This is a genomic window from Caballeronia sp. LZ016 (assembly GCF_031450805.1).
Lineage (GTDB): Bacteria > Pseudomonadota > Gammaproteobacteria > Burkholderiales > Burkholderiaceae > Caballeronia.
This window is the reverse complement of the sequence record NZ_JARTVY010000001.1, coordinates 956,805-980,801: the sequence shown is the minus strand read 5'-3', so window position 1 is coordinate 980,801 and position 23,997 is coordinate 956,805. Positions and strand designations below refer to the sequence as shown.

The window sequence follows — 23,997 nt, the reverse complement described above, 5'->3', positions numbered from 1 at the left end:
GGTTATCGGAGAAACGCGGCAAAGCTTTAGGGGCAAGGCTGCGGGGCCCGAACGGCCGGGTCGCACGGACGGCGTCTGAACGCGTCAGACGGAGATCTGCATGATTTCGTTGTACGCCGACACCAGCTTGTTGCGGACCTGGAGGCCGAACTGCAGTCCGACGTTCGCCTTCTGCATGTCCACCATCACGTCGTTGAGCGAGACGTTCGGCGCGCCGATTTCGAACGCGTGCGCTTCGTTGACCGCTTTCGTCTGGTTGTCGCTGATCTTGTCGATCGACGATTTCAGCGCATCCGCGAAGCTGCCCGCGCTCACCGCGCCGGAGCTTGCGCCTGCGCCGGAGGCCGCGCCGGTGACTGCGCCGGACGCCGCCGCGCCGCCGGCCGCCTGCGCGGACATCGACTGGATCGCGCTCAGTGCGGCGGAAAGCGGATTGATCGGAAAGTTCATGTTGACTCCGTATGACTGCAACGCTATTGCAAAGAACAGAAGGATGTCCGGGCGGCGCATTTGACGCCTCGCCGGGCTTGAGAAAGATTAGCAGCGGGTGCGCTTCCAAACCGCCCGAAGAACGGGGGAAACCCGGCTCTATTCATCGAATCGACTTGCAATGTTGTGCGGATAATCCCCATCGTGAAAAGACTCCTCAACCGCTGACGAACGGCGGAGACGGGAAGACGCCAAGATTCGGAGTATCGACGCCAAATGGAAACGCCCAACAACTCTTTGATTACGCCCGACGCCAGAATGGGCCTGGCGGGCGCGCAACCCGGCGCGGCCGCAAGCGCCGCTGCGGGCGCGGGCCTGTCGGGCGGCAATTTCGGCGGCTTCGCACAGCGCGTGCCGATGCTTTCGCAATTCCGCTCGAACCCGCGCGTGCCGCTGATCATCGCGGTGGCCGTGCTGGCGATGGTCGTCGCGGGGCTGCTGCTCTGGTCGCGCCAGCCGGACTATCGCGTGCTGTTCAGCAATCTGTCGGATCGCGATGGCGGCGCAATCGTTACCGCGCTTCAGCAGGGCAACATTCCGTACAAGCTGTCCGAAGGCGGCGGCGCCATTCTGGTTCCGGCCGAGCAGGTTCACGAGACGCGTCTGCGTCTCGCGAGCCAGGGTCTGCCGAAGAACGGCTCGGTCGGCTTCGAACTGATGGACAACCAGAAGTTCGGCATCAGCCAGTTCGCCGAGCAGATCAACTATCAGCGCGCGCTGGAAGGCGAACTCGAGCGCACCATCGGCTCGATCTCGTCGGTCAAGTCGGCGCGCGTGCACCTGGCGATTCCGAAGCCGAGCGTCTTCGTGCGCGACAAGGAACTGCCGACCGCCTCCGTGATGGTCAACCTCTACCCCGGCCGCGTGCTCGACGAAGGGCAAGTGCTCGCGATCGCGCACATGGTGTCGTCGGGCGTGCCGGACATGCCGGTGAAGAACGTGAACATCGTCGATCAGGACGGCAACCTGCTCACGAGCCAGAGCGCCGCGAACGGCCTCGACGCATCGCAACTGAAGTACGTGCAGCAGATCGAGCACAACACGCAAAAACGCATCGACGCGATCCTCGCGCCGCTCTTCGGCGCCGGCAATGCGCGGTCACAGGTGAGCGCGGATATCGATTTCTCGAAGCTCGAGCAGACGGCCGAAAGCTATGGCCCGAACGCGAATCCGCAGAGCACGGCGATCCGCAGCCAGCAATCGAGCGAATCGAGCGAAACGTCGGGCAGCGGTGCGACGGGCGTGCCGGGCGCGCTGTCGAACCAGCCGCCGCAAGCGGCATCCGCGCCGATCGATGCCGCCGCATCCGGCACGGCCGCGACGAAGTCCACGCCGCAGAATCAGCGCCGCGACACGACGACGAACTATGAAGTGGATCGCACCGTGCGCCACTTCGAGCAGGCGACGGGCGGCATCAAGCGTCTGTCCGTGGCGGTCGTCGTGAACTTCGAGCGCAAGGTCGATGCAAAGGGCAACGTCACGATGACGCCGCTCGCCGCCGACAAGCTCGCGCAAGTGCAGCAGCTCGTGAAGGACGCAATGGGCTACGACGAGAAGCGCGGCGATTCCGTCAACGTGGTGAACAGCGCGTTCTCGTCGGACCTGAACGCGACGCCGGATGTGCCGTGGTGGCGCACGCCCGACATGATCGCGCGCGGCATCTCGCTCGCGAAGTACGTGGGCATCGGCATCGTGGCGCTGTTCCTGTACTTCAGCATGGTGAAGCCGGCGATGCGCCGCGCTTTCCCGCCGCCGCCCGAAGTCGCGCCCGCGCTGGCCGGTGCGCCGGACGAGCTCTCGCTGCTCGACGGCCCGGCGGCGGCCGGCGAGAAGAAGGTTGACGAAGAAATGGATGCCGAGGTGAGTCTCCTCGGTCATGAAAGCAACAAGGCTAAATTCGATCGCAATCTCGACTACGCGCGGATGGTCGCGCGCCAGGACCCGAGAATCGTTGCGACCGTCGTGAAGAACTGGGTGTCCGATGAACGCTGAAGGCCTGAATAAAGCCGCTCTCCTCCTGATGTCGATCGGTGAGGAAGAAGCCGCCGACGTTTTCAAGTATCTCGCGCCGCGCGAGGTGCAGAAAATCGGCGCGACGATGGCGGCGCTGAAGAACGTGACGCGCGAGCAGCTCGACAACGTGCTGACCGAATTCGTGCAGGAAGCCGAAAAGCACACCGCGCTGTCGCTCGATTCGAGCGAATACATCCGCTCGGTGCTGACGAAGGCGCTCGGCGAAACCAAGGCCGGCGCGCTGATCGACCGCATTCTGCAAGGCAGCGATACGAGCGGTATCGAAGGCCTCAAGTGGATGGACTCGGGCGCGGTCGCGGAACTCATCAAGAACGAGCATCCGCAGATCATCGCGACGATTCTCGTGCACCTGGACCGCGATCAGGCTTCGGAAATCGTGTCGCTCCTGAACGACCGGCTGCGTAACGATGTGCTGCTGCGCATCGCGACGCTCGACGGCATTCAGCCCGCCGCGCTGCGCGAACTCGACGACGTGCTGACCACGCTCCTCTCGGGCAGCGACAACCTGAAGCGCGCGCCAATGGGCGGCATCCGCACGGCGGCGGAGATTCTCAACTTCATGTCGAGCAATCACGAGGAAGGCGTGCTGTCGAACGTGCGCGAGTACGACGCCGAACTCGCGCAGAAGATCATCGACCAGATGTTCGTGTTCGAGAACCTGCTCGATCTGGAAGACCGCGCGATCCAGTTGCTGCTGAAGGAAGTCGAGTCGGAAACGCTGATCGTGTCGCTGAAAGGCGCGCAGCCCGGCTTGCGCCAGAAGTTCCTGTCGAACATGTCGCAGCGCGCGGCGGAACTGCTCGCCGAAGACCTCGATTCACGCGGTCCGGTGCGTGTGTCGGAAGTGGAGCAGCAGCAGCGCAAGATTCTGCAGATCGTGCGCAATCTCGCCGAGAACGGCCAGATCCAGCTAGGCGGCAAGGCGGAGGACGCATATGTCTGACGCTGCCGTGGCAAAGGCCAACGTGTCGGCGTATCAGCGTTGGGAGATGGCGTCGTTCGATCCCGTCACCGTCGACAACAGCGCGGCGGAACAGGCTGCGCTCGAAGCGCATCTGCGCCGCGTCGAGGAAGACGCCCATGCGCAGGGTCTCGCGAAGGGGCACGTCGCCGGTCAGGCGCTGGGCTTCAAGGCGGGCTTCGAGCAGGGCGAGGCGCGCGGCTTCGAGGAAGGCCGCAAGGAAGCGCTCGCGCAAGCGGCGCAACTCGCGCAAATCGCCGACACGTTCAAGACCGCGCTGCAGGCCGCCGACGCCGCCATCGCGGAATCGCTCGCGGCGCTGGCCATCGACATCGCGCAGCAGGTCGTGCGTCAGCATCTGACGCTCGATCCGACCGCGCTCGTGGCCGTGGCGCGTGAAGTGATCGCCGCCGAGCCGGAGCTTTCGGGCGCGCCGACGCTCGTCGTCAGCCCGACGGATTTGCCGGTCGTCGATTCGTATCTGAAGGAAGAACTCGAAGCCGCCGGCTGGACGGTGCGGCCCGATCCGGCCATCGAACGCGGCGGCTGCAAGGCGCACGCCGCGACCGGGGAAATCGATGCGACCAACGCATCGCGATGGGAACGCGTGGCCGCCGCGCTCGGGAGGAACAAGCCGTGGTGAACAACCGGATTACGCAGGATGGACTGAGCGCGCTCGAACAGGAACTCGCGCGGGCGTCGTTCGGACCGCTCGCGGGCGACGAAGCCGCCGCCGACGAACAGGCCGACACGCACGCCGCGCGCACGATCGCCGAACTGGCCGCGCTCGCGGGCAATCCGCACATCGACACGTGGCGCGACAAGCTCGACGCGCTGAAGTCGCGCAACGCCATTGCGAAGCCGCTGCGTCCGTGCGGCCGCCTCACGCGCGCCGCGGGTCTCGTGCTCGAAGCGGTCGGTCTGAAGATGGGCGTGGGATCGGAATGCATGATCGAGTTGCCGCCTGGCAGCGCGATCCCGGCAGCCGAAGCCGAAGTCGTCGGCTTCGCGGGCGACAAGCTGTTCCTGATGCCGACGACCGAAGTCGCGGGTCTTCTGCCCGGCGCGCGGGTGTATCCGCTGGAGAGCGCGCCGATCAATGATCCGATGGCGGGCGCGAAGCGTTTGCCCGTCGGCTGGGAAATGCTCGGCCGCGTGGTCGATGCTTCCGGCCGCCCGCTCGATGGCCTCGGTCCGCTCGGCGCGAAGATGGATGCGCCGCTGGCCGGGCCCGTCATCAATCCGCTGAATCGCGAGCCGATTCATAAAGTGCTCGACGTCGGCGTGCGCGCGATCAATTCGCTGCTCACGGTCGGACGCGGCCAGCGCATGGGGTTGTTCGCGGGCTCGGGCGTCGGTAAATCGGTGTTGCTCGGCACGATGGCGCGCTACACGAGCGCGGAAGTGATCGTGATCGGGCTGATCGGCGAGCGGGGCCGCGAAGTGAAGGAATTCATCGAGCAGATTCTGGGCGAGGACGGACTTGCCCGCTCGGTGGTCGTCGCCGCGCCGGCGGACGTATCGCCCGTGCTGCGGATGCAGGCCGCCGCGTACACGACCTCGCTTGCCGAATATTTCCGCGATCAGGGCAAGCACGTGCTGATGCTGATGGATTCGCTCACCCGCTACGCGATGGCGCAGCGCGAGATCGCGCTCGCCATCGGCGAGCCGCCCGCGACGAAGGGCTATCCGCCGTCGGTGTTCGCGAGGCTGCCGGCGCTCGTCGAGCGGACGGGCAATGGACCGGAAGGCGGCGGTTCGATCACCGCGTTCTACACGGTGCTCACCGAAGGCGACGATCAGCAGGACCCGATCGCCGATTCCGCGCGCGCGATTCTCGACGGGCATATCGTGCTGAACCGGTCGCTGGCGGAAGCGGGGCATTATCCGGCGATCGACATCGAACAGTCGATCAGCCGCGTGATGACATCGATCATCGACGACAAGCATCTCGAGCGCGTGCGTCTCTTCAAGCAGATGCTTTCGCGCTATCAGCGGAACAAGGATTTGATCAATGTCGGTGCGTATTCGCACGGACGGGATGCGTTGCTGGACCGTGCGATTGCGCTGTATCCGCGGATGGAGTCGTTTTTACAGCAAGGCTTTCGTGAGCAGGCAAATTTTGAACCGAGCCTCGATTTGTTGCATCAGCTTTTCGACTAGTATTCGAGCCATTCGTCATAAGAACGCGTAGACCCCGACCACAGAGACCGCACGTCCATGTCCAAGAATCTGCCGATCAACACGCTCATCGAACTCGCGCAAGAAGAGCTCGACTCCGCCACTAAAAAGCTGGGCAAACTGCAGCAGGAAAAAAACGACGCCGAGGCGCAGCTCGCATCGCTCGTGACTTATCGCGACGAGTACCACGCGAAGTTCACGGCATCGGCGCAACAAGGCACGACGGCGCAGACGCTGCGCAATTTTCAGGCTTTCGTCGATACGCTCGATGCGGCCATCGCGCAGCAGCGCGCGGCGCTCGTCATGGCGGATCACCGCATCGAGGCGATGAAGCCCGAGTGGCGGCTCAAGAAGCAGAAGGTCGGCAGTTACGAAGTGCTTGCGGCGCGCGGCGAAGCGGTGCTTGCGAAGAAAGCGGCGCGCGTCGAACAGCGCGAGGCCGACGAGCATGCGGCGAAGGTGCTTCGCATGCGTGCTGCACGGGCTTGAGATTTTTAGCGGCGTTTGTCCGCGTGTAGTTCATTCATCGATTTCCAGAGACTGATATGTCCTCCGTTTCATTTACTGGCGCGCTGACGGGTGCCTCGTCATCGTCTTCGTCTTCGGGCGCATCGGCGGCCCGGCGCGCGGCGAGCGCGGGCGCGTCGTTCGGGCTGACGCTGCAGAGCATCACCGATCGCGCCAATGCCGAGGCGCAAGCGGCGCAGGCGCTGACTTCGGGCAACGAGTCGAGCGTGCATGACGCGCCCGAGCCCGACGACAGCGCTGCCAAGCAAAGTGATGACGCGCAGGCATCGTCGTCTGCGGATGCGAGCGATGCTGCGGCGGACGCATCGAAGCCTGCGGACAAGACCGAAAGCGCGGATGGATCGAAGGCGACGTCATCGACGAAGCCGGGCGGTTCCGCCGATGCAGCGGCCAAGGCTGCCGCCGACGCGAAGGCGCGCGCCGATGCTGCGAATGCGGCTAGTGCTGCGAATGCAGACGCGAATTCCGATGCTGCTGCCGACGACACGACGCTCGCCGATCTCGCCGATGCGGCGACGGGCAGCTTGACGACGGTATCGACGGATGACGATGCATCCGCGACTGGCGACACGAAGAAAACCGGCGATGCCAAATCGGCGCCGGACGCGTTGCAAGCTGCGCTGGCGGCGATGAGCAATCCGCCGGCGGCTGCGGTCGTGACGGCGGCATCGGGACACGCTGGCGCGGAAGCCGGCAAGGATTTGCCGAGCGGCGGCAAGGGCGCGCGCGGTGTGGTGTTGACGAATGCATCGACGGGCGATGGCAAGAATGCGGCCGCCGCTGTTCAGGGTGACGCGACTGCGGTGACTCATGCGCAGGCCGCGCTGACGCCGGTTATTGCCGATGGAGCGACTGCCGCGTACAAGCAGGCAGCGGATGCTGCGGCGCACGCGGTGGCGATGCAGACGGCATCGGCGGGTTCGGTGGTATCGAATCCGCAGGGCGCGATGACGGCGGCGACGAGCGCGGCGATTGCGCCGCACGTGGGCGGGTCCGGCTGGGACGATGCGTTCAGTCAGAAGGTGGTATTTTTGTCGAATGCGGATCAGCAGAGTGCTGAATTGACGCTCAATCCGAAGGATCTTGGGCCGCTGCAAGTGACGCTCCAGGTCGCCGATAACCATGCGCATGCGCTGTTCGTTTCGCAGCATGCGCAGGTTCGGGAGGCCGTCGAGGCGGCTATGCCCAAGCTGCGGGAGGCCATGGAGGCGAATGGCATTAGCCTTGGGAGTGCTTCTGTTTCGGATGGATCGGCGTTTGGGCGGCAGGATCAGGGTTCGCGTGAGCAGGGCGACAGTGGCGGCCGGCGTGGGGGTACTGCTGGCGGTGTTGGTATCGCTGGCGGCGCTTCGGGGGCTGGTTTGCCGGTGCGGCGGGTTGTGGGACTGGTGGATACGTTTGCCTGAGGCTTCAGGCGGTAGCTTTTTTGCTTTTGCTTTCGCTTTTGCCTTTGCTTTTGCTCTTGCGTCTGCGTCTGCGCTGGCCTTCGCTTCGGGGAACTTGTATTCGTGTCGGTCTATTAGCACGCCCCTCCCCGGGGCGGGGGTAACTTTCTTTGCTGCTGCAAAGAAAGTCACCAAAGAAAGCAGCTTTTCAGGCCCAAAGCACACACGCGTGACCACTTCGTAGAACATCGGTGGCACTCAGCTTGACAGAGCCCTGAATGACCTTCCACGCCCACTGACTACTAACGTCCTCCGAGCCCCTTGGCTCGTCAAAACCTACTGTGCGCTCAGTACCACGCGCACAGAAACTCACTCGGTTAATCATCAAACTTGCCGCCGTGCAACGCTTGGTGTGCGCCCCAGCAGGGTGCTCCTTTTATCCACTCTTGCACAGTGATCGTTCTCGTTGAGTGTGAGTAGCGTCTCGCGCCCCACTGGTTTTTGTAGAGCCAAGAGGTTCGGGGCGTTAGTTGTCAGTGGGCGTGGGAGGCAAATCTTGGACTGTGAATACCGATTCGCGCTGAGCGTGCGTTGCGCATGGTGCCCCACTGGTTTTGTCGAGCCAAGGGGCTCGGAGGACGTGAGTCGTCAGTGGGCGAGGAAGGTAATTCAGGGCTCTGTCAAGCTGAGTGCCACCGATGTTCTACGAAGTGGTCACGCGTATTGTGCTTTGGGCCCGAAAAGCTGCTTTCTTTGGTGACTTTCTTTGCAGCAGCAAAGAAAGTTACCCCCGCCCCGGGGAGGGGCGCACTAATAGACCGACACGAATACAAGTTCCCCGCAAAGAAAAATTGCCCTGCCCCGGAAGGCGCGCACTAATAGACCGACACGAATACAAGCTCACCGCAAAGAAAAATTGCCCCGCCGCGAGAAGGCGTGCGAGCCAATAGCCCGACGCGATAACAAGCACAACGCCAGGCAAGCGCCGAGAACCGAAGACCAAGCGCCAGCGTCCCCCCCTCGAGCGCCAATCCCCGTCCAAAACCCAAAGATAACCCCGAAACCCCCCTCTATTCCCCCCATCACAATTCGGTGCGATAGCGAACAATGCACCCTATCGAAAGAGGCACGCATTCATGGCTACCACGACCGCAAACCAGCAACCCATCGTTCCCGCGAAAAGCGGCAAACTCAAGCGCATCCTGATCGTCGCGATCGGCGCAATCGTCCTGCTCGGCGCAGGCGCCGGCGGCGCCTACTTCCTCATCGGCAAGACGAACCACGGTCCCGCGAAACCCGCGCCACTGCCGCCGCCCGTGTTTTTCCCGCTCGACTCGCTCACCGTCAACCTGCAATCCGACGACGGCATCATGCACTACCTGCGCGTCGGGCTCACGCTCAAGCTCAAGGATCAAAAAGGCCAGGCCGCCCTCACCGAACGCATGCCGGAAATCCGCAGCCGCGTACTGCTGATCCTCTCCGCCAGACACCCCGAAGAACTCGCGACCATCGACGGCAAACGCAAGCTCGCAGCCGAACTGCGCAGCGCAGTCGAAGCCACCGCCAGCACGCCCGATCAGCCCGCCCGCGTCGATGAAGTGCTCTTCACCGAGTTCGTCGTCCAGTAAGCCCCCGGCACCAAACTAAGGAACGGAAAGAGTCATGGGCCACGAAGAGTTCATGTCGCAAGAGGAGGTCGATGCCCTCCTCAAAGGCGTCACCGGCGAAATAGACCAGGTCTCCGACGAGAACAAGCCCGGCGCCGGCGTACGTCCCTACAACATCGCGACGCAGGAACGCATCGTCCGCGGCCGGATGCCCGGCCTCGAAATCATCAACGACCGCTTCGCGCGCCTCATGCGCGTCGGCATCTTCAACTTCATGCGGCGCTCGGCGGAAATCTCCGTCGGTCCCGTGAAGGTGCAGAAGTACAGCGAATTCACGCGCAATCTGCCGATCCCGACGAACCTGAACCTCGTCCACGTGAAGCCCCTGCGCGGCACGTCGCTGTTCGTGTTCGATCCGAATCTCGTGTTCTTCGTCGTCGATAACCTCTTCGGCGGCGACGGGCGCTTCCATACGCGCGTCGAAGGCCGCGAGTTCACGCAGACGGAGCAGCGCATCATCCACAAGCTGCTCAACCTCGTGTTCGAACACTACGCGGCGTCCTGGCGCAGCGTGCGTCCGCTGCAGTTCGAATACATGCGCTCGGAAATGCACACGCAGTTCGCGAACGTCGCGACGCCGAACGAAATCGTCATCGTCACGCAGTTCACGATCGAATTCGGCTCGACGGGCGGCACGCTGCATATCTGCTTCCCGTACTCGATGATCGAACCGATCCGCGACGTGCTCTCATCGCCGATTCAGGGCGAAGCGCTCGAAGTGGACCGCCGCTGGGTGCGCGTGCTGTCGCAACAAGTGCAATCGGCGGAAGTGGAACTGACGGTCGATCTCGCGGAGATTCGCTCGTCGTTCGAGAAGCTGCTCAACATGCGCGCGGGCGATGTTTTGCCGATCGACATTCCCGAGCACGTCGTCGCGAAAGTGGATGGCGTGCCCGTCATGGAATGCGGCTACGGAATTTTCAATGGTCAATACGCGCTGCGCGTCCAGAACATGATCAGCGCAAGCGATTCCCCGAAGGAAGGTAGTTATGAGTGATTTGATGCAGGAAGACACGCAGCCCGGCGCGACCGTTTCGAACAACGAAGAAATGGCCATGGACGATTGGGCCGCCGCGCTCGCCGAACAGAACGGCAACGATACGCCGGTCGCCTCCGCCGGCGTGTTCCAGCCGCTGTCGAAAGCCGCGACGCCGTCCACGCGCAACGACATCGAGATGATTCTCGACATTCCCGTCCAGATGACGGTGGAACTCGGCCGCACGAAGATCGCCATCCGCAACCTGCTGCAGCTCGCGCAAGGCTCGGTCGTGGAACTCGACGGTCTCGCCGGCGAACCGATGGACGTGCTCGTGAACGGCTGCCTCATCGCGCAAGGCGAAGTGGTCGTCGTCAACGACAAGTTCGGCATCCGCCTGACGGACATCATCACGCCGTCCGAACGTATCCGGAAGCTGAATCGATGAAACGCATCGCCGCTGGCTCGTTGTTCGCCGCACCGCTTCTGGCGGTGTCGTCCTTCGCCCGCGCCGCCGATATGAACGCGGTGAATCACGCGGCGCAGATCGCATCGGGCGTCGGTGCGGGAAGCGCGGTGCCGTCGCTCGGCTTCGGCGCGGTGCTGCAGACGCTGCTCGGTCTCGTCATCGTGATCGGGTTCGTGTTCGGCTGCGCATGGCTCGCCCGCAAGTTCGGCTTTCAGGGCGGCAAGCGAAGCGGCATCGTCAAGGTGGTAGGCGGTGCATCGCTCGGCAACAAGGAACGCGTGGCGGTCGTCGAAGTGGGCGACACGTGGCTCGTGCTCGGCGCGGGGCCCGGCAACGTGCGGCTCCTGCATACGATGCCGGCCGGATTGGCGGAAGTCGATGTTCCCGCCGGTCAAGCGCCCTCGCCCGCGCAAACGTTGCAAGGCTCGTTCGGCCAGCGCTTTTGCGATGCCCTCGCAGGCGAAGCGAGCAAGCGGCTGCAGAAGTTCGCCGGCGGCGGCAAGTAAGCTGTCGCTCGCACAGTGGTCACTGAGCGCGCGGTCCGCGAGGGCCGCGCGCTTTTGATTTCGGCGCCGGAAAACGGGCCTGAGCGTCGTTCGCAATAGAACGAGTTAGACCCGAATCCCCCCTCTTTTCCCGCCATCGTTTGCGAGCCGCCTGATCGACAATTCAGCCTGTCGAACATGACTACGTTTTCGTAGGCGGGAGCAAGTAATGCAGGTCAGTCGTCACATCGTGCGCGGAATCAAAGTCGCGCTGCCTGTTGTCATCGCGGTGATGCCGTACGCGGCGCTCGCGCAAAGCACGGCGGGTTTGCCCGCCTTCAACACGAGCCCCGGCCCCAACGGCGGCACGACGTATTCGCTCAGTGTGCAGACGATGCTGCTGCTGACGATGCTCTCGTTCCTCCCCGCGATGGTCCTGATGATGACGAGCTTCACGCGCATCATCATCGTGCTGTCGCTGCTGCGCCAGGCCCTCGGCACGTCGAGCACGCCGCCGAATCAGGTGCTCGTCGGACTGGCGCTCTTTCTTTCGTTCTTCGTGATGTCGCCGGTTCTCGACAAGGCGTATAACGACGCGTACAAGCCCTTCTCCGAAGGCACGATCGCGATGGAGCAGGCGATGACGCGCGGCGTCGCGCCCTTCAAGCAGTTCATGCTGAAGCAGACGCGCGAATCGGATCTTGCGCTTTTCGCCCGCATTTCGAAGGCCCCGCCGATGAACGGTCCCGAGGACGTGCCGCTCTCGCTGCTCGTGCCGTCGTTCGTGACGAGCGAGTTGAAGACGGGCTTTCAGATCGGCTTCACGATCTTCATTCCGTTTCTTATCATCGACATGGTGGTGGCGAGCGTGCTGATGTCGATGGGCATGATGATGGTTTCGCCTTCCACGATTGCGCTGCCGTTCAAGCTGATGCTTTTCGTGCTCGTCGATGGCTGGCAGTTGCTGATCGGCTCGCTTGCGCAGAGCTTCGTTTCCTGACCTTCGTTGGTCGACCTTCGTTGATCGACCTTCGTTTGTTGACTTGTTGAGACTTTGAGATGACACCCGAATCCGTCATGACGATGGCGCATCAGGCGATGTATGTCGCCCTCTTGCTGGCCGCGCCGCTGCTGCTGGTGGCGCTGGTCGTGGGTCTGGTGGTGAGCCTGTTTCAGGCGGCCACGCAGATCAATGAGTCGACGCTGTCGTTCATTCCCAAGTTGATTGCCGTTGCGGTGACGCTCGTCATCGCCGGGCCGTGGATGCTTTCCACGTTGCTCGACTACATGCGGCATGTGTTCACCATCACGCCCGGCATTACGGGCTGAGCCGCCGCGATGTTTTCCGTCACCTATGCGCAGCTGAATGGCTGGCTGACCGCCTTTCTCTGGCCGTTCGTGCGTATTCTCGCGGTCGTGGCGACGGCGCCGATTCTGAGCCACATGGCCATTCCGATGCGTGTCAAGATCGCGCTTGCGGCGTTCGTTACGCTGATCGTTGCGCCGACGTTGCCGGCCATGCCGCAGGCGACGGTGTTTTCGGCGGCGGGCGTGTGGATCATCGTGAATCAGTTTTTGATCGGCGCGGCCATTGGGATGACGATGCAGATTGCCTTTGCGGCCATCGATGCGGCCGGCGAATTCATCGGACAGCAGATGGGCCTCGGCTTCGCGATGCTTTACGACCCGCGCGCGGGCGGGAATGCGGTCGTGGTGTCGCGATACCTCAATACGCTGGCGATGCTCGCGTTTCTCGTCTTCGATGGGCATCTGCAGTTGATCGGCGCGCTCGTGACCACGTTTCAGAACGTGCCGGTCGGGGCGAATGTCGTTGCTGCGGCTTCACATGCGCAGGGGTGGCGGGTGCTCGTCGGCTATGGCGGCAGTATCTTCGCTACCGGACTTTTGCTGGCGTTGCCGGTTGTGGCTGCTTTGCTTATCGCTAACCTCGCGCTCGGGATTCTTAACCGGGCTGCGCCACAGATTGGCATCTTTCAGGTCGGGTTTCCTGTCACGATGCTCGTGGGGTTGCTCTTGCTGCAGCTCATGGTGCCTAACCTTTTGCCCTTCTTCTTGCGGGTCTTTGATTCCGGAATTGCACAGGTGGGGCGCGTTGCGCAAGGGATGTTCTAGATTTCGCTTTGGCTTTGGCTTTGGCTTTGGCTTTGGCTTTGGCTTTCGCTTTCGCTTCGGGGAACTTGTATTCGTGTCGGTCTATTAGCACGCCCCTCCCCGGGGCGGGGGTCACTTTCTTTGCTGTCGACCAGAGTTGGCGCTTTAGCGCCTTACTCTGGTCCCATGCAAAGAAAGTAACCAAAGAAAGCAGCTTTTCTGGCCCAAAGCAGTCACCGTTTGGTCACTTCGTAGAACATCGGTGGCACTCAGCTTGACAGAGCCCTGAATCACCTTCCACGCCCACTGACGACTAACGTCCTCCGAGCCCCTTGGCTCGTCAAAACCTACCGTCTGCCAAGCACCACGCAGAAGAACTTAGTCGCCCATCAGGTTAAGTTTCATTACCTCGATCACTCTCCTCAGCCACTAATGACATACGCTTACTGAGCCTCTTGGCTTGTCAAAGTCTGCCGTGTGGGAAGCCCGCGCACGCAAGAAACTAGTCGGTAATGAACCTAAGGTTCTCAGCCTTCAAGCGCGTCGCACGTCAACGTACTTTCAGCTGCTTGGCTCGTCGGACCGTTCTACGTAGGTGCCACGCGGGCAAGAATCTGGTCGTCAACAGCCAGCCGTTGTCGTCCGTAGCGAACGACGTTTTGCATCGGTCGCTGCCATCTAACGTGAGTTGCAACGCGATTCGCGCTGAGCCTGCGTTGCGCATGGTGCCCCACTGGTTTGTCGAGCCAAGGGGCTCGGAGGACGTGAGTCGTCAGTGGGCGTGGAAGGTGATTCAGGGCTCTGTCAAGCTGAGTGCCACCGATGTTCTACGGAGTGGTCACGCGTATTGTGCTTTGGGCCCGAAAAGCTGCTTTCTTTGGTGACTTGTATATTGTTCCCAGCGTCCGGAAACTGATCCCTTCCGGTTCGCCGAAGCGGTAGCCCGTTTGTGTGACAAGGGCTCGCAGCCCGAAAGAAAGCTGGTGGCGCCGCTTCATCTTACTGCTAAGAACCCGGACAGTTGAATGAGCCTCGAGCTCGTATTTTTTGCAAGTATGGGTGCTGTGGTGAACCAAATCCAATCCTCTTCCGTTTCTCCCTTGTTCGTCGGTATCGATGTCAGCGGCGCCTTTCTCGACGTCGCCTTTCACGAGTCCAACGAGTACTTCCGTGTCGCCAATTGCGCTGACGGCATCGCCGAACTGGTCGCCCGACTCGTTCCGCTCACGCCCCAGCTCATCGTGCTTTCTTTGCAGCAGCAAAGAAAGTGACCCCCGCCCCGGGGAGGGGCGCACAAATAGACCGACACGAATACAAGTCAACGCAAAGGAAAATTGCCCTTCCCCGGGAAGGGCCGACCTAACAGACCGACACGAATACCAGTTCCCCGCAAGAAGCAGCTTTCTTTGAAGACTTTCACTACAGCGACAAAGAAAGCAGCTCCAAAGAGGCCTCAACTGCCCAAGTAATCAAACAACGACATTTTCTGAATCTGCGTAAAAGCCATCTGCGCAGCCTGCAACGATGTTTGCGTCAACTCATAAGAGCTGATAGCAGAAACAAGATCGATGCTAGTCAGATTGGCAAGATCAGAAGCCGTCTGAGTTTGCGTCGTCTGCATCGCAGTCTGCGTGGACTGCACTTCCTGCTCGCGTCCCCCGACCACCGTCTGCGCCGACAGCACGTTATTGAACGTATTGTCGATCTTGGTCCCAGCCGTAGTCAGCGCATTGACGAGCGCCGCCTGCGCCCCAGGCGTGTTCGTCGGCTGCTTCAGCGCGTTCACCAGATTATCCAGCGTCGCAAAGATGTCGTTGTTGTCCGTCGCCGCCGGCTGCACCGTGAACGTATCGTTGTTCGCGGGCGTCCCGTCGATCGTCACTTTCTGTCCGCCAAGCGCAATGTCCGTCTTGCCCGTGTACGCAGTCGGCGTCGTCGGCAACGACGAATCCGGCGGCGTCGCCGTCACCAGATAGCTCGTCGTGCCAGCGGTCGCATCGACAGAAAACGTGATCGTGTACGTGCTCGCGTTGTTCGGGTTGCTCGTGTCCTCCATGCTCACCGAACTGATCGTGCCCGTACCCGTATTGCCCGAAGCCGCACTCGATACCGGATCGCTCTCCGTCGGCGATACGCTGCGGAAAATCGATGCGCCCGTATCGCCCACGGCAATCGAGCGTCCTTCGCTGATCTGCATCGTGCGCTGGCCGTAATCGCCCGAATAGGTCGTGCCGACACCCGACGGATCATCCGAGAACGGCTTCGTGCCGCCCTTCAGGCCCGAGAAGATGTAGTTGCCGCTGCCATCGGTCGTGTTGGCGAGGCCCATCAGCTGATCGCGATAGCCCTTGATCGCATCCGCAACCGCCGCACGGTTCGAATCGTTGAGCGATCCGTCGCCCGCCTGCACGAGCTTCGACTGAATGCTCTGCATTACGCTGCTCACGTCGCTCAACGTCGAATCTTCCTGCTGTAACGCGGACAGCGCCGTCGTCTGATTCGTGCTGTATTGCGCAAGCGCGCCGCTGCGCAGCGTGAGTTGCACCGCCTGCGCGGCGCCGAGCGGATCGTCCGATGCCGTGAGAATGCGCTTGCCCGCCGAAATCTGCTGATACATCGACGCAAGCGTGCTCTGCTGGTCGCTCATCGAAGCGACGTTCATGTTGAAGTACTGGGAACTGGAAATACGCATCGCGGTTCGCCTTAATTGAAGATGCCGAGCAGCGTCTGGAACAGGCTCGACGCCGTCTGGATCACCTTGCTGTTCGCCTGATAAAGCTGCTGATACTGAATCAGATTCGCCGCTTCCTCGTTCAGGTTCACGCCCTGCACGGATTGCTGCGCCGTCGTCGCCTGATTGAGCAGCGCGGTCTGCGACGAACTCGTCGCCTTGAGTTGATTCGTCTGGTTGCCGATGGTGTTGACATACGCCGCATACGAACTCGTCAGCGTCTCGCTGCCGCCGTCGAGCGACTTCGCCGACACGAGGTTCGCCATCTTGAGCGCATTGCTGCCGTCGCTCGTGCCGCCCTTGTTCGGCGCGATGCTGAACGTGTCGTTATCGGCGGGCTTGCCGCTGATCGTCGCGCTGACGCCGTTCGACGTGATCGTGAGTCCCTTCGATGAGTCGTACGGAATCGTCGAGTTCGCCGCATACGTGGCGCCGTTCACCGTCACATCGACGTTCGACGTGAAGCCGCTCGCCGCCGTGTCGTAAGTCAGCGTGATGCCCGATCCCGTCGGCATGGTATAGCCCGCCGCGACCGTGGCCGATGTGATCGACGCCGTGCCGGTGTTGCTCGTCGATGCCGACGACACCGCCGGCGATGCCGCCGCGATCGCGCCGGCGCTGGTCGTCGCGAGTGCGAAGTTGTCGAGCGCGGCGCGCGTCGGCTGGATGCTGAAGGAATCGCCCTTCTGCATCGTTCCCGACACGGTGATCTTGAGGCCGGCGACCGTGCCTTCGCCATCCGCCGCCGAGAAGCTGCCGAGCGCCTTGCCCGACGCGCTGTCCGTCACCTGGTAGTCGGTTCCGTCGAACGTGATGTCGTAGTCGCTGGTGGTCGGCTGCGTCGGATCGGCAAACGAGACCGACACGCTGCCGTTGCCCTTGTTGCGCGCGTCGGCGTAGATCACGGGATCGCCGGTCGAGAACAGCGCGCCGCCCGGATTGCCGTTGAGGTCGAGGCCGAGCGCGTTCTGCCCGTTCAATTGCGCGGCGAAACTGGTCGCGATGGCGCCGAGTTGCGCCTGCGCCGGATCGAGCGTCTCGTTGCGGAAGGCGACGAGGCCGCCGACGACGCCGCCCGTGAGCGCGGAGTCGTCGATGTATTGCGTCTGCGCGGCGGTCGGCGTGGACCCGTCGCGGCTCTTGAAGGCGACGGTGAGCTCGCTCGGATCCGACGGCGATGCGACGGTTTGCAGACCGTATTGCGTGCTGCCGACGACGAGCGGCTGTCCGTTGCCGATGAACACGTTGTAGTTTCCGTCCTGCTGCACGACTTGCACGCCGATCATCGAACTGAGATTGGCGACGGCCTGGTCGCGCTGATCGAGCAATTGATTCGGCTGCTGTCCCGATCCGCTTGCGATGTTGATCTGCTTGTTGAGATCGGCGATTTGCTGCGCGTAGCTGTTGATCGACGATACGGCGCTGGTCAGTTGCGTGTTGACGCTTTGTCGCAGTTGGTCGTATTGCTCGCCGGCGGACGTCAGTTGATTGGCGAGCGTCTGCGCGCTGCTGATGAGCGATTGACGCGACGCGGAGCTGCTTGCGGCGTTCGAAACGGACTGGAGGCCGGAGAAGTAGCTGGTGATGCCTGCAGCGATGCCTTCGGTCGGATCGCCGACGAGGTTGTTGAGCTGCGAGATCATCGTGTAGTACGTGTTCGCTGCGCTGCTCGACGATTGCGTGTTGTTGACTTGCGTCGTGAGGTACTGGCTGTACTGGCGCGTGACGGTGGCGGTCTGCACGCCGCTGCCCAAGTAGCCGGAGCCGGTGAATTGCCCGGGCGATTCCTGATACGCGACCTTCTCGAGCGTATAGCCCGGTGTGGCCGCATTGCTGATGTTCTGACCAGTCGTCGTCAGGCCCCATTGGGCCGCGTTCAAGCCCGACAGGCCGATGTTGAAGATGTTGTTGGACATTGACGGGGGTTCCTATTTTTCGCTGCCCGCGGGGGGTGGTGCCTCGCTCCGCGCTTGCCGTTGCGTTCTATATCGGCGGATCGTTTCGGTTCCTTTAGCCGGAGCCTTGGCTTTTTGATTATCGGTTCTTCTTTTGCGTTTTCATTTGTCGAACTGATGGGGTATTCGGAGCCTTTTCGGTGAACTTTATGTCGCGTCGGTCTCTATAGGGGTGCGCCGTAAAGAGACTGACTGATTCACCGAGTGAGTTTTTGTGCGCGACGTACTAAACGCACAGTAGGTTTTGACGAGCCGAGGGGCTCGGAGGACGTAAGTAGTCAGTGGGCGTGGAAGCTGATTCAGGGCTCTGTCAAGCTGAGTGCCACCGATGTTCTACGGAGTGACCACACGAATCAGTGCATCGAGCGGTTCGAGCAAGGCTGCTTTCTGTGGTGACTTTCTTTGCATGGGACCAGAGTAAGGCGCTGAAGCGCCAACTCTGGTCGACAGCCAAGAAAGTGACCCCCGCCCCGGGGAGGGGCGCACTAATAGACCGACACGAATACAAGTTCAACGCAAAAAAAGCGGTCAACAAGCGGTTCCCAAGAAAACCGCACTCACTTGGCCAAAGCCCGCCGCTTCATCTCAAGCTGAGTAATAAGCCGCTGAAGCGTATTCTCCGCCGACCCCGGCATCGAAACGAACTTGAACCCAAGCGTAAACCGCCGATCGCCCTTAGGCGTAAGCGACTCGCGATGCGAAACCAGCTTGATATCGAGCGTAACCTTCCCGGTTGCAGTGAAGTGCAATTCAGCATCCTGAATCACGACACCCATCTCCATATCCGCAACCCGCTCATCCGACGTGCGCAACGCAACGCCACCCAGCGACAAATCGTGCACTTCAAATCGAAACCGATCCCCACCCGGCAGCGACCCGCTGCAAATATACGGATCGAGCACCGGCGCTTCGACGCGAAAATACTCGCGACGCTGCATGTAATACAGCACCGGCGGAAACTCCGCCTCGAACGCAGGCCGGCCATCGAACGTCGTCTCGCGCGCCGCAGCCGTCGTGAATTCCACCCGCACGCCCTCCGGCGCCGCATGGAAAATCAACTTCTGCGCACGCAGTACATCGCGATTCTGATCCGCCACGCCGCCCCAGTCGAAAGTGAATCGATGCGACGTCACATCGACATCCAGCAAACGCGTGACGATCTGCGCGTCGCCATATTGCGCCGTCAGAAAATCGCCCCGATTCGCGAGATTGCGCAGCGATACGCCGATCTCCAGCGGATTCCGACGCCCGAAATCCACTTCGTGGTCGCAGTCGTCGTCGGCAAAGTCATGCTTGTGATTGGTATTCATGGTGCTGGCCGTGTTCATTTTCCCCCCCGCATCGCCCGCCTCTCGACGCCACGCGGCAATCCGCATCGCCTCGATCCGGTACTTGTCGTCCACGAGTTAGCGGCATGCCTCACGAAAAGTTTAGGGGCCGTCGCGCAAAACTTGTGTGGTGCGCCGTGCGTTCACACGTAAAACGTTTGCACCTTCCGGGCCGCCGTCAGACGATCTGCTTCATGATCGAAATCAGCTTCTTCGCGTACTGCGGGTCCGTCGCATAACCGGCCTTCTGCATGCCGTGCGCGAAGCCCGCCACATCGCGCGACGCCTCCACGACCGGCGCATAACGCGGATTGTTCTTGATGAAGCTCGCGTAATCCGTCAGCGCTTCCTCATACGAGTCATAGGCGCGGAAGCGCTCGACCACCTTCTTCGGCTGCCCGTTGACGTACTCCGTCGTCACCGCGTTCACCGTCTTCCCGGTCCAGCTGCTCGTCGCCTTGATGCCGAAAATGTTGTGGCTCGTCGCGCCGTTCGCCTGCCTGATCTCGCGCTTGCCCCAGCCCGACTCCAGCGCCGCCTGGCCGATGATGAACCGAGCCGGAATGCCCGTCGCCGCGCTCGCCGCCTGCGCAGGCGCCGCAAGACGCTCGACGAACGCATTCACCTTGTCCGACCCGTTGCCGCGCGCCGGCGGCTCCAGCGCACTCGCCGCCGTGTAGCCGCGGCCATCGCCGAGCGATGCGCCGTTCCGGTTCGCCTGCGCCGCCGCATACGCCTTCGCCATCGCGTTCATCGCGGCGATGTTGCCCGCGTTCGCTTCGATGTCGCCGCCGCTGCCGCCGCCCGCGAGCGCGCTCATCGCATTCATTGCAGTGTTGCTGCCCATGCCGTGCGCGTCGGTCTTGCCGCCCGCGTTGCGCATGAGCTGCTTGAGCATCATGTCCGCCACGCCAATGCCCTTCGACGACATCTGCTGCGATAGCTGCTGATCGAGCATCGCCGTGAACGACTTCGTATCGTTCGATTCGAACGGACTGTCCGATGGCGTCGCGTCACGCATGCTCTTCAGCATCATCTGCGTGAAGACGGCGTCGAATTGCTGCGCGGCCGCCTTCAGGCCCTGCTGCGGATTCGCACTCGCCTGCGCGCGCAGCGCATCGAAGCCCTGTGTGTCGAGCGCAAAGCGATTCGACAGGTTCGACAATCCGCTCGTATCGGTCGATGCCAGCGCCGTGCTGGCGATACCGTTCGTATTCGGGTTCATGTGCCGTCCTCCTTAGATGATCTCGAGGTCGGCGCGCAGCGCGCCTGCCGCCTTCATCGACTGAAGGATCGAGATCAGGTCCGCAGGCGTCGCGCCGAGTGCGTTCAGCCCCTTCACGACATCCGCGAGATTCGCGCCCGCCGACAGCATCTTGAGCGCGCCGCTGTCCTGCTTCAGCTGAATCTGCGATTGCTTCGCCGCCACCGTCTGCCCGTTCGACAGCGCATTGGGCTGACTCACCGCCGTCTGCGTGTTGATGACCACCGACAGGTTGCCGTGCGCGACCGCGCAGTTCTGCAGCGTCACCATCTGATTCATCACGATCGAGCCGGTGCGCGCATTGAGAATCACCTTCGCGGCGGCCTGCGCCGGACGCACGTCGATGTTCTGCAGTTGCGCCATGAAGGCCACCTGCTCGGCGGCGTCCTGCGGCGCGCGAAGCTGAATCGTGCGGCCATCGAGCGCGAGCGCCGTGCCCATGCCGAACTGGTTGTTCACCGCCGCGACGACGCGCTGCGTCGTGTCGAAGTCCATCTCGCGCATTTCCATCTGCATCACGCCGCCCTGCTGCTGCAACGCCGTCGGCACCGCGCGCTCGACGATCGCGCCGCCCGAAATGCGGCCCACCGCAAGCTGATTGACCTGCACCTTGCTGCCGTTCGCGCTCGCCCCCGCGCCGCCGACCACGAGATTGCCCTGCGCCATCGCATAGACCTGGCCGTCCGCGCCCTTGAGCGGGGACATGAGCAGCGTGCCGCCGCGCAGGCTCTTCGCGTTGCCAAGCGACGACACCGTCACGTCGATCGCTTCGCCGGGACGCGAGAACGGCGGCAGCGTCGCCGTCACCATCACGGCGGCGACGTTCTTCAACTGCATGTTCTGCGTCGTTGCCGAGTTCACGGTGATGCCGAGGTTGCCGAGCATGTTGGTCAGGCTCTGCGTGGTGAACGGCGTCTGCATGGTCTGGTCGCCCGTGCCGTCGAGACCGACGACGAGACCGTAGCCGATGAGCGGGTTGTCGCGCACGCCCTGGAACGAGACGAGATCCTTGAGACGCTCGGCATGCGCGTGCTGCGCGGAGCCAATGGCGACCAGCGCGGCCGCGAGCGAGAACGAAACGAAACGAAGAAGCGGAGTCATGATCAGAACGGCGCGACGTTGAGGAAGAAGCGCTGCAGCCAGCCCATGTTCTGCGCTTCGTCGATATAGCCCTTCGCCGAATACTCGATCTTGGCGTCGGCGATTTGCGTGGAGTACACGGTGTTGCTGCCCGAGATCGTCGTCGGATTGACGACGCCCGAGAAGCGCACGAATTCGTTGCCCTGATTGATGAGCATTTGCTTCTCGCCGCTCACCATCAGGTTTCCGTTCGGCAGCACTTCGGTGACGGTGACGGTCAGCGTGCCGCTGAACGTGTTCGCCGCGCTCGCGCCGCCGGCCGCCGTGAACTTGTTCGCGCCGGTGGCCGACAGGTTCGTGTTGTTGAAGAGACCGCCGAAGATGCCGGGCGTCGTCGGCACCGAGAACGAGCCCGAGCCGCCACGGTTGGTGTTCGCCGCCGACGACTTCGTCGCGTTGACGTTCTCCGAAATGACGATCGTCAGGATGTCGCCGACATTGCGCGGCCGCTGGTCTTCGAAAAGCGGACGGCCTGCATAGCCCGCGTTGTAGATCGCGCCGGGCGAACGCGTGCCGACGGGCGGCTGCGGCGGACGCGCGGTCATCGGCTGCTGGATGATCGGCTCTTTCGGCACGAGGGCGCATGCGGCGAGCGCCGACATGAGCACCGCCATCGAAGCACGCGCGAAGATTGAAGTAGGCGACATCTTGATAACTCGATTGAAGCGAAAGATGCGTCAGTGTGACGCCATCTTCGGCAATCCCATCCGTCGAATAGAGGGTTAAACCTGCATTTGCGAGAGCGTCTGCAGCATCTGGTCGGACGTCGTCACGGCCTTGCTGTTGATTTCGTACGCACGCTGCGTCTGGATCATGTTGACCAGTTCCTGCACCACGTTCACGTTCGACGCTTCCACATAGCCCTGCTGCAGCGAGCCGGCGCCGTTCAGGCCCGGCTGCGAGACGTTCGGCGCGCCCGAGCTGCCCGTTTCGGAGAACAGGTTTTCGCCGCGCGCTTCGAGACCGGCCGGATTGATGAAGGTCGCAAGCTGAATCGCGCCGACGTTCGTCGCGGCGGTCGAGCCCGGCTGCGTGATCGACACCGTGCCGTCCGAGCCGATGGTGATCGACGTCGCGTTCTGCGGAATCGTGATGGCCGGGTTGAGCTGATAGCCGCTCGACGTGACGAGCTGGCCCTGCGCGTTGGTCTGGAACGAGCCGTCGCGCGTGTACGAGGTCGTGCCGTCCGGCATCGTCACCTGAAAGAAGCCCTGGCCGTTGATGGCGACGTCCTTCGAGTTGCCCGTCTGCTGCAGATTGCCTTGCGTGTAGAGACGTTCGGTCGCGACCTGCTGCACGCCGGTGCCGAGCTGTATGCCGGATGCGAGCTCCGTTTGCTGCGTGGAATTCGCGCCCGGCTGGCGGGTCGTCTGATACAGCAGATCCTCGAACACGGCGCGCGAGCCCTTGAAGCCGTTGGTGGCCACGTTCGCGAGGTTGTTCGAGATCACATCCATTTGCGCTTGCTGCGCATTCATGCCGGTCGCGGCGATGTAGAGAGAGCGATTCATGTTCGTTTCCTGACTTTGCGTTTTCGCTTAGGAGAAGTTGAGCAGCTTGTTGGCCGACTGTTCGTTCTGGTCCGCCGATTCCATCAGCTTGGTCTGCATCTGGAACTGGCGCGCGTTGGTAATCATCGAGACCATCGCGGAGACCGGATTCACGTTGCTGCCCTCCAGCGCGCCGCCGACCACGACAACGTTCGGGTCTGCATCGGCGGGGTCGCCGCTTGCCGTGCGATAGAGGCCGTCGTCGCCGCGCGAGAGCGTCGCCGGATCGGGATTGACGAGCTTCAGTTGATCGACGGTCGCGATGGCGGTCGGCGGATCGCCGGGAATCAGCGCGGAAATCGTGCCGTCCTTGCCGATTGTGATTTCAGCGCCCGGCGGCACCGACAGCGGACCGCCGTTGCCGAGCACCGGCAGGTTGTTCGCCGTCACCAGCTGCCCGTTCTGATCCACATGCAGATTGCCGGCGCGCGTGTACGCCTCTCCGCCGTCCGCCGTTTGCACGGACAGCCAGCCCGGTCCCTGCACCGCCACGTCGAGCGGATTGCCGGTCTGCTGGATCGGGCCGGCGGAATAATCGGCGGTCGGCGTCGACGACAGCACGAAGGTGCGCGTCGTGCCGTCGGCGGACTGGTTCTCGAACGACATCGGCACCTGACGGAACGCCGCGAGTTGCGCCTTGAAACCCGTGGTCGATGCGTTCGCGAGGTTGTTCGCCACGACGGCTTGCTGCTCGAGCGACTGGCTTGCGCCGGTCATCGCGGTGTAGATCAGACGGTCCATG

General features: G+C 62.4%; 23 protein-coding genes. 14 read left to right on the top strand and 9 right to left on the bottom strand.

Annotated features, from left to right (window positions below):
* Positions 1-84 precede the first annotated feature (84 nt).
* Complete coding sequence (gene fliE / locus P9220_RS04630) at positions 85-450, bottom strand: flagellar hook-basal body complex protein FliE (RefSeq protein WP_309763800.1); 366 nt, start codon at positions 448-450, stop codon at positions 85-87.
* Positions 451-705: 255 nt separating this feature from the next.
* On the opposite strand from fliE, the gene fliF reads away from it, so the two are divergent.
* The 14 genes from fliF to P9220_RS04560 all read left to right on the top strand — a co-directional run bounded on the left by fliF (position 706) and on the right by P9220_RS04560 (position 14,558).
* Positions 706-2,481 (top strand): flagellar basal-body MS-ring/collar protein FliF, encoded by a 1,776-nt coding sequence (gene fliF, locus P9220_RS04625; protein WP_309763799.1) that lies wholly within the window; start codon positions 706-708, stop codon positions 2,479-2,481.
* On the top strand, positions 2,471-3,466 hold the full coding sequence (gene fliG, locus P9220_RS04620) for a flagellar motor switch protein FliG (protein WP_309763798.1): 996 nt from the start codon (positions 2,471-2,473) through the stop codon (positions 3,464-3,466). The genes fliF and fliG overlap by 11 nt, the downstream gene beginning before the upstream one ends.
* Positions 3,459-4,127: a flagellar assembly protein FliH gene (gene fliH / locus P9220_RS04615; RefSeq protein ID WP_309763797.1), complete on the top strand. Its 669-nt coding sequence runs from the start codon at positions 3,459-3,461 to the stop codon at positions 4,125-4,127. Before fliG ends, fliH begins: the two co-directional genes overlap by 8 nt.
* Complete coding sequence (gene fliI, locus P9220_RS04610; protein ID WP_309763796.1) at positions 4,121-5,647, top strand: flagellar protein export ATPase FliI; 1,527 nt, start codon at positions 4,121-4,123, stop codon at positions 5,645-5,647. The genes fliH and fliI overlap by 7 nt, the downstream gene beginning before the upstream one ends.
* A gap of 57 nt (positions 5,648-5,704) precedes the next feature.
* The gene (gene fliJ, locus P9220_RS04605) at positions 5,705-6,154 is read left to right on the top strand and encodes a flagellar export protein FliJ (protein WP_309763795.1); all 450 of its coding nucleotides are present in this window, start codon (positions 5,705-5,707) and stop codon (positions 6,152-6,154) included.
* Between the two features lie 56 nt (positions 6,155-6,210).
* Positions 6,211-7,599, top strand: a complete 1,389-nt coding sequence (locus tag P9220_RS04600) for a flagellar hook-length control protein FliK (RefSeq protein WP_309763794.1) — start codon at positions 6,211-6,213, stop codon at positions 7,597-7,599.
* Positions 7,600-8,714: 1,115 nt separating this feature from the next.
* The gene (fliL, locus tag P9220_RS04595; RefSeq protein ID WP_309763793.1) at positions 8,715-9,206 is read left to right on the top strand and encodes a flagellar basal body-associated protein FliL; all 492 of its coding nucleotides are present in this window, start codon (positions 8,715-8,717) and stop codon (positions 9,204-9,206) included.
* A 34-nt stretch (positions 9,207-9,240) separates the two neighbouring features.
* Complete coding sequence (fliM, locus tag P9220_RS04590; protein ID WP_309763792.1) at positions 9,241-10,242, top strand: flagellar motor switch protein FliM; 1,002 nt, start codon at positions 9,241-9,243, stop codon at positions 10,240-10,242.
* The gene (gene fliN, locus P9220_RS04585) at positions 10,235-10,669 is read left to right on the top strand and encodes a flagellar motor switch protein FliN (protein ID WP_035962228.1); all 435 of its coding nucleotides are present in this window, start codon (positions 10,235-10,237) and stop codon (positions 10,667-10,669) included. Before fliM ends, fliN begins: the two co-directional genes overlap by 8 nt.
* Positions 10,666-11,196: a flagellar biosynthetic protein FliO gene (gene fliO, locus P9220_RS04580; protein ID WP_309763791.1), complete on the top strand. Its 531-nt coding sequence runs from the start codon at positions 10,666-10,668 to the stop codon at positions 11,194-11,196. Before fliN ends, fliO begins: the two co-directional genes overlap by 4 nt.
* 271 nt (positions 11,197-11,467) lie before the next feature.
* A complete protein-coding gene (gene fliP, locus P9220_RS04575; RefSeq protein ID WP_309765385.1) occupies positions 11,468-12,175 on the top strand; it encodes a flagellar type III secretion system pore protein FliP in 708 nt (235 codons plus the stop codon).
* A 59-nt stretch (positions 12,176-12,234) separates the two neighbouring features.
* Positions 12,235-12,504, top strand: a complete 270-nt coding sequence (gene fliQ, locus P9220_RS04570) for a flagellar biosynthesis protein FliQ (RefSeq protein ID WP_035962223.1) — start codon at positions 12,235-12,237, stop codon at positions 12,502-12,504.
* A gap of 9 nt (positions 12,505-12,513) precedes the next feature.
* Positions 12,514-13,308 carry a flagellar biosynthetic protein FliR gene (gene fliR, locus P9220_RS04565; protein ID WP_309763790.1) on the top strand — a complete coding sequence of 265 codons (795 nt, stop codon included), beginning with the start codon at positions 12,514-12,516 and terminating at the stop codon, positions 13,306-13,308.
* Between the two features lie 1,004 nt (positions 13,309-14,312).
* A complete protein-coding gene (locus P9220_RS04560) occupies positions 14,313-14,558 on the top strand; it encodes a hypothetical protein (RefSeq protein WP_309763789.1) in 246 nt (81 codons plus the stop codon).
* Between the two features lie 182 nt (positions 14,559-14,740).
* Here P9220_RS04560 and flgL read toward each other — a convergent pair whose 3' ends face one another.
* The 8 genes from flgL to flgF all read right to left on the bottom strand — a co-directional run bounded on the left by flgL (position 14,741) and on the right by flgF (position 23,996).
* Complete coding sequence (gene flgL / locus P9220_RS04555; protein WP_309763788.1) at positions 14,741-15,979, bottom strand: flagellar hook-associated protein FlgL; 1,239 nt, start codon at positions 15,977-15,979, stop codon at positions 14,741-14,743.
* A gap of 11 nt (positions 15,980-15,990) precedes the next feature.
* Positions 15,991-17,934 (bottom strand): flagellar hook-associated protein FlgK, encoded by a 1,944-nt coding sequence (gene flgK, locus P9220_RS04550; RefSeq protein WP_309763787.1) that lies wholly within the window; start codon positions 17,932-17,934, stop codon positions 15,991-15,993.
* 596 nt (positions 17,935-18,530) lie between these two features.
* Positions 18,531-19,283 carry a flagellar brake protein gene (locus P9220_RS04545; protein ID WP_309763786.1) on the bottom strand — a complete coding sequence of 251 codons (753 nt, stop codon included), beginning with the start codon at positions 19,281-19,283 and terminating at the stop codon, positions 18,531-18,533.
* Positions 19,284-19,479: 196 nt separating this feature from the next.
* Positions 19,480-20,526 carry a flagellar assembly peptidoglycan hydrolase FlgJ gene (gene flgJ, locus P9220_RS04540; RefSeq protein WP_309763785.1) on the bottom strand — a complete coding sequence of 349 codons (1,047 nt, stop codon included), beginning with the start codon at positions 20,524-20,526 and terminating at the stop codon, positions 19,480-19,482.
* Between the two features lie 12 nt (positions 20,527-20,538).
* Positions 20,539-21,666 (bottom strand): flagellar basal body P-ring protein FlgI, encoded by a 1,128-nt coding sequence (locus P9220_RS04535; RefSeq protein ID WP_309763784.1) that lies wholly within the window; start codon positions 21,664-21,666, stop codon positions 20,539-20,541.
* A 2-nt stretch (positions 21,667-21,668) separates the two neighbouring features.
* Positions 21,669-22,352, bottom strand: coding sequence for a flagellar basal body L-ring protein FlgH (locus P9220_RS04530; RefSeq protein WP_309763783.1), 684 nt, complete (start codon positions 22,350-22,352; stop codon positions 21,669-21,671).
* 75 nt (positions 22,353-22,427) lie between these two features.
* Positions 22,428-23,216, bottom strand: coding sequence for a flagellar basal-body rod protein FlgG (gene flgG, locus P9220_RS04525; protein WP_309763782.1), 789 nt, complete (start codon positions 23,214-23,216; stop codon positions 22,428-22,430).
* Between the two features lie 27 nt (positions 23,217-23,243).
* A complete protein-coding gene (gene flgF / locus P9220_RS04520; protein ID WP_309763781.1) occupies positions 23,244-23,996 on the bottom strand; it encodes a flagellar basal-body rod protein FlgF in 753 nt (250 codons plus the stop codon).
* Position 23,997: the final 1 nt, after the last annotated feature.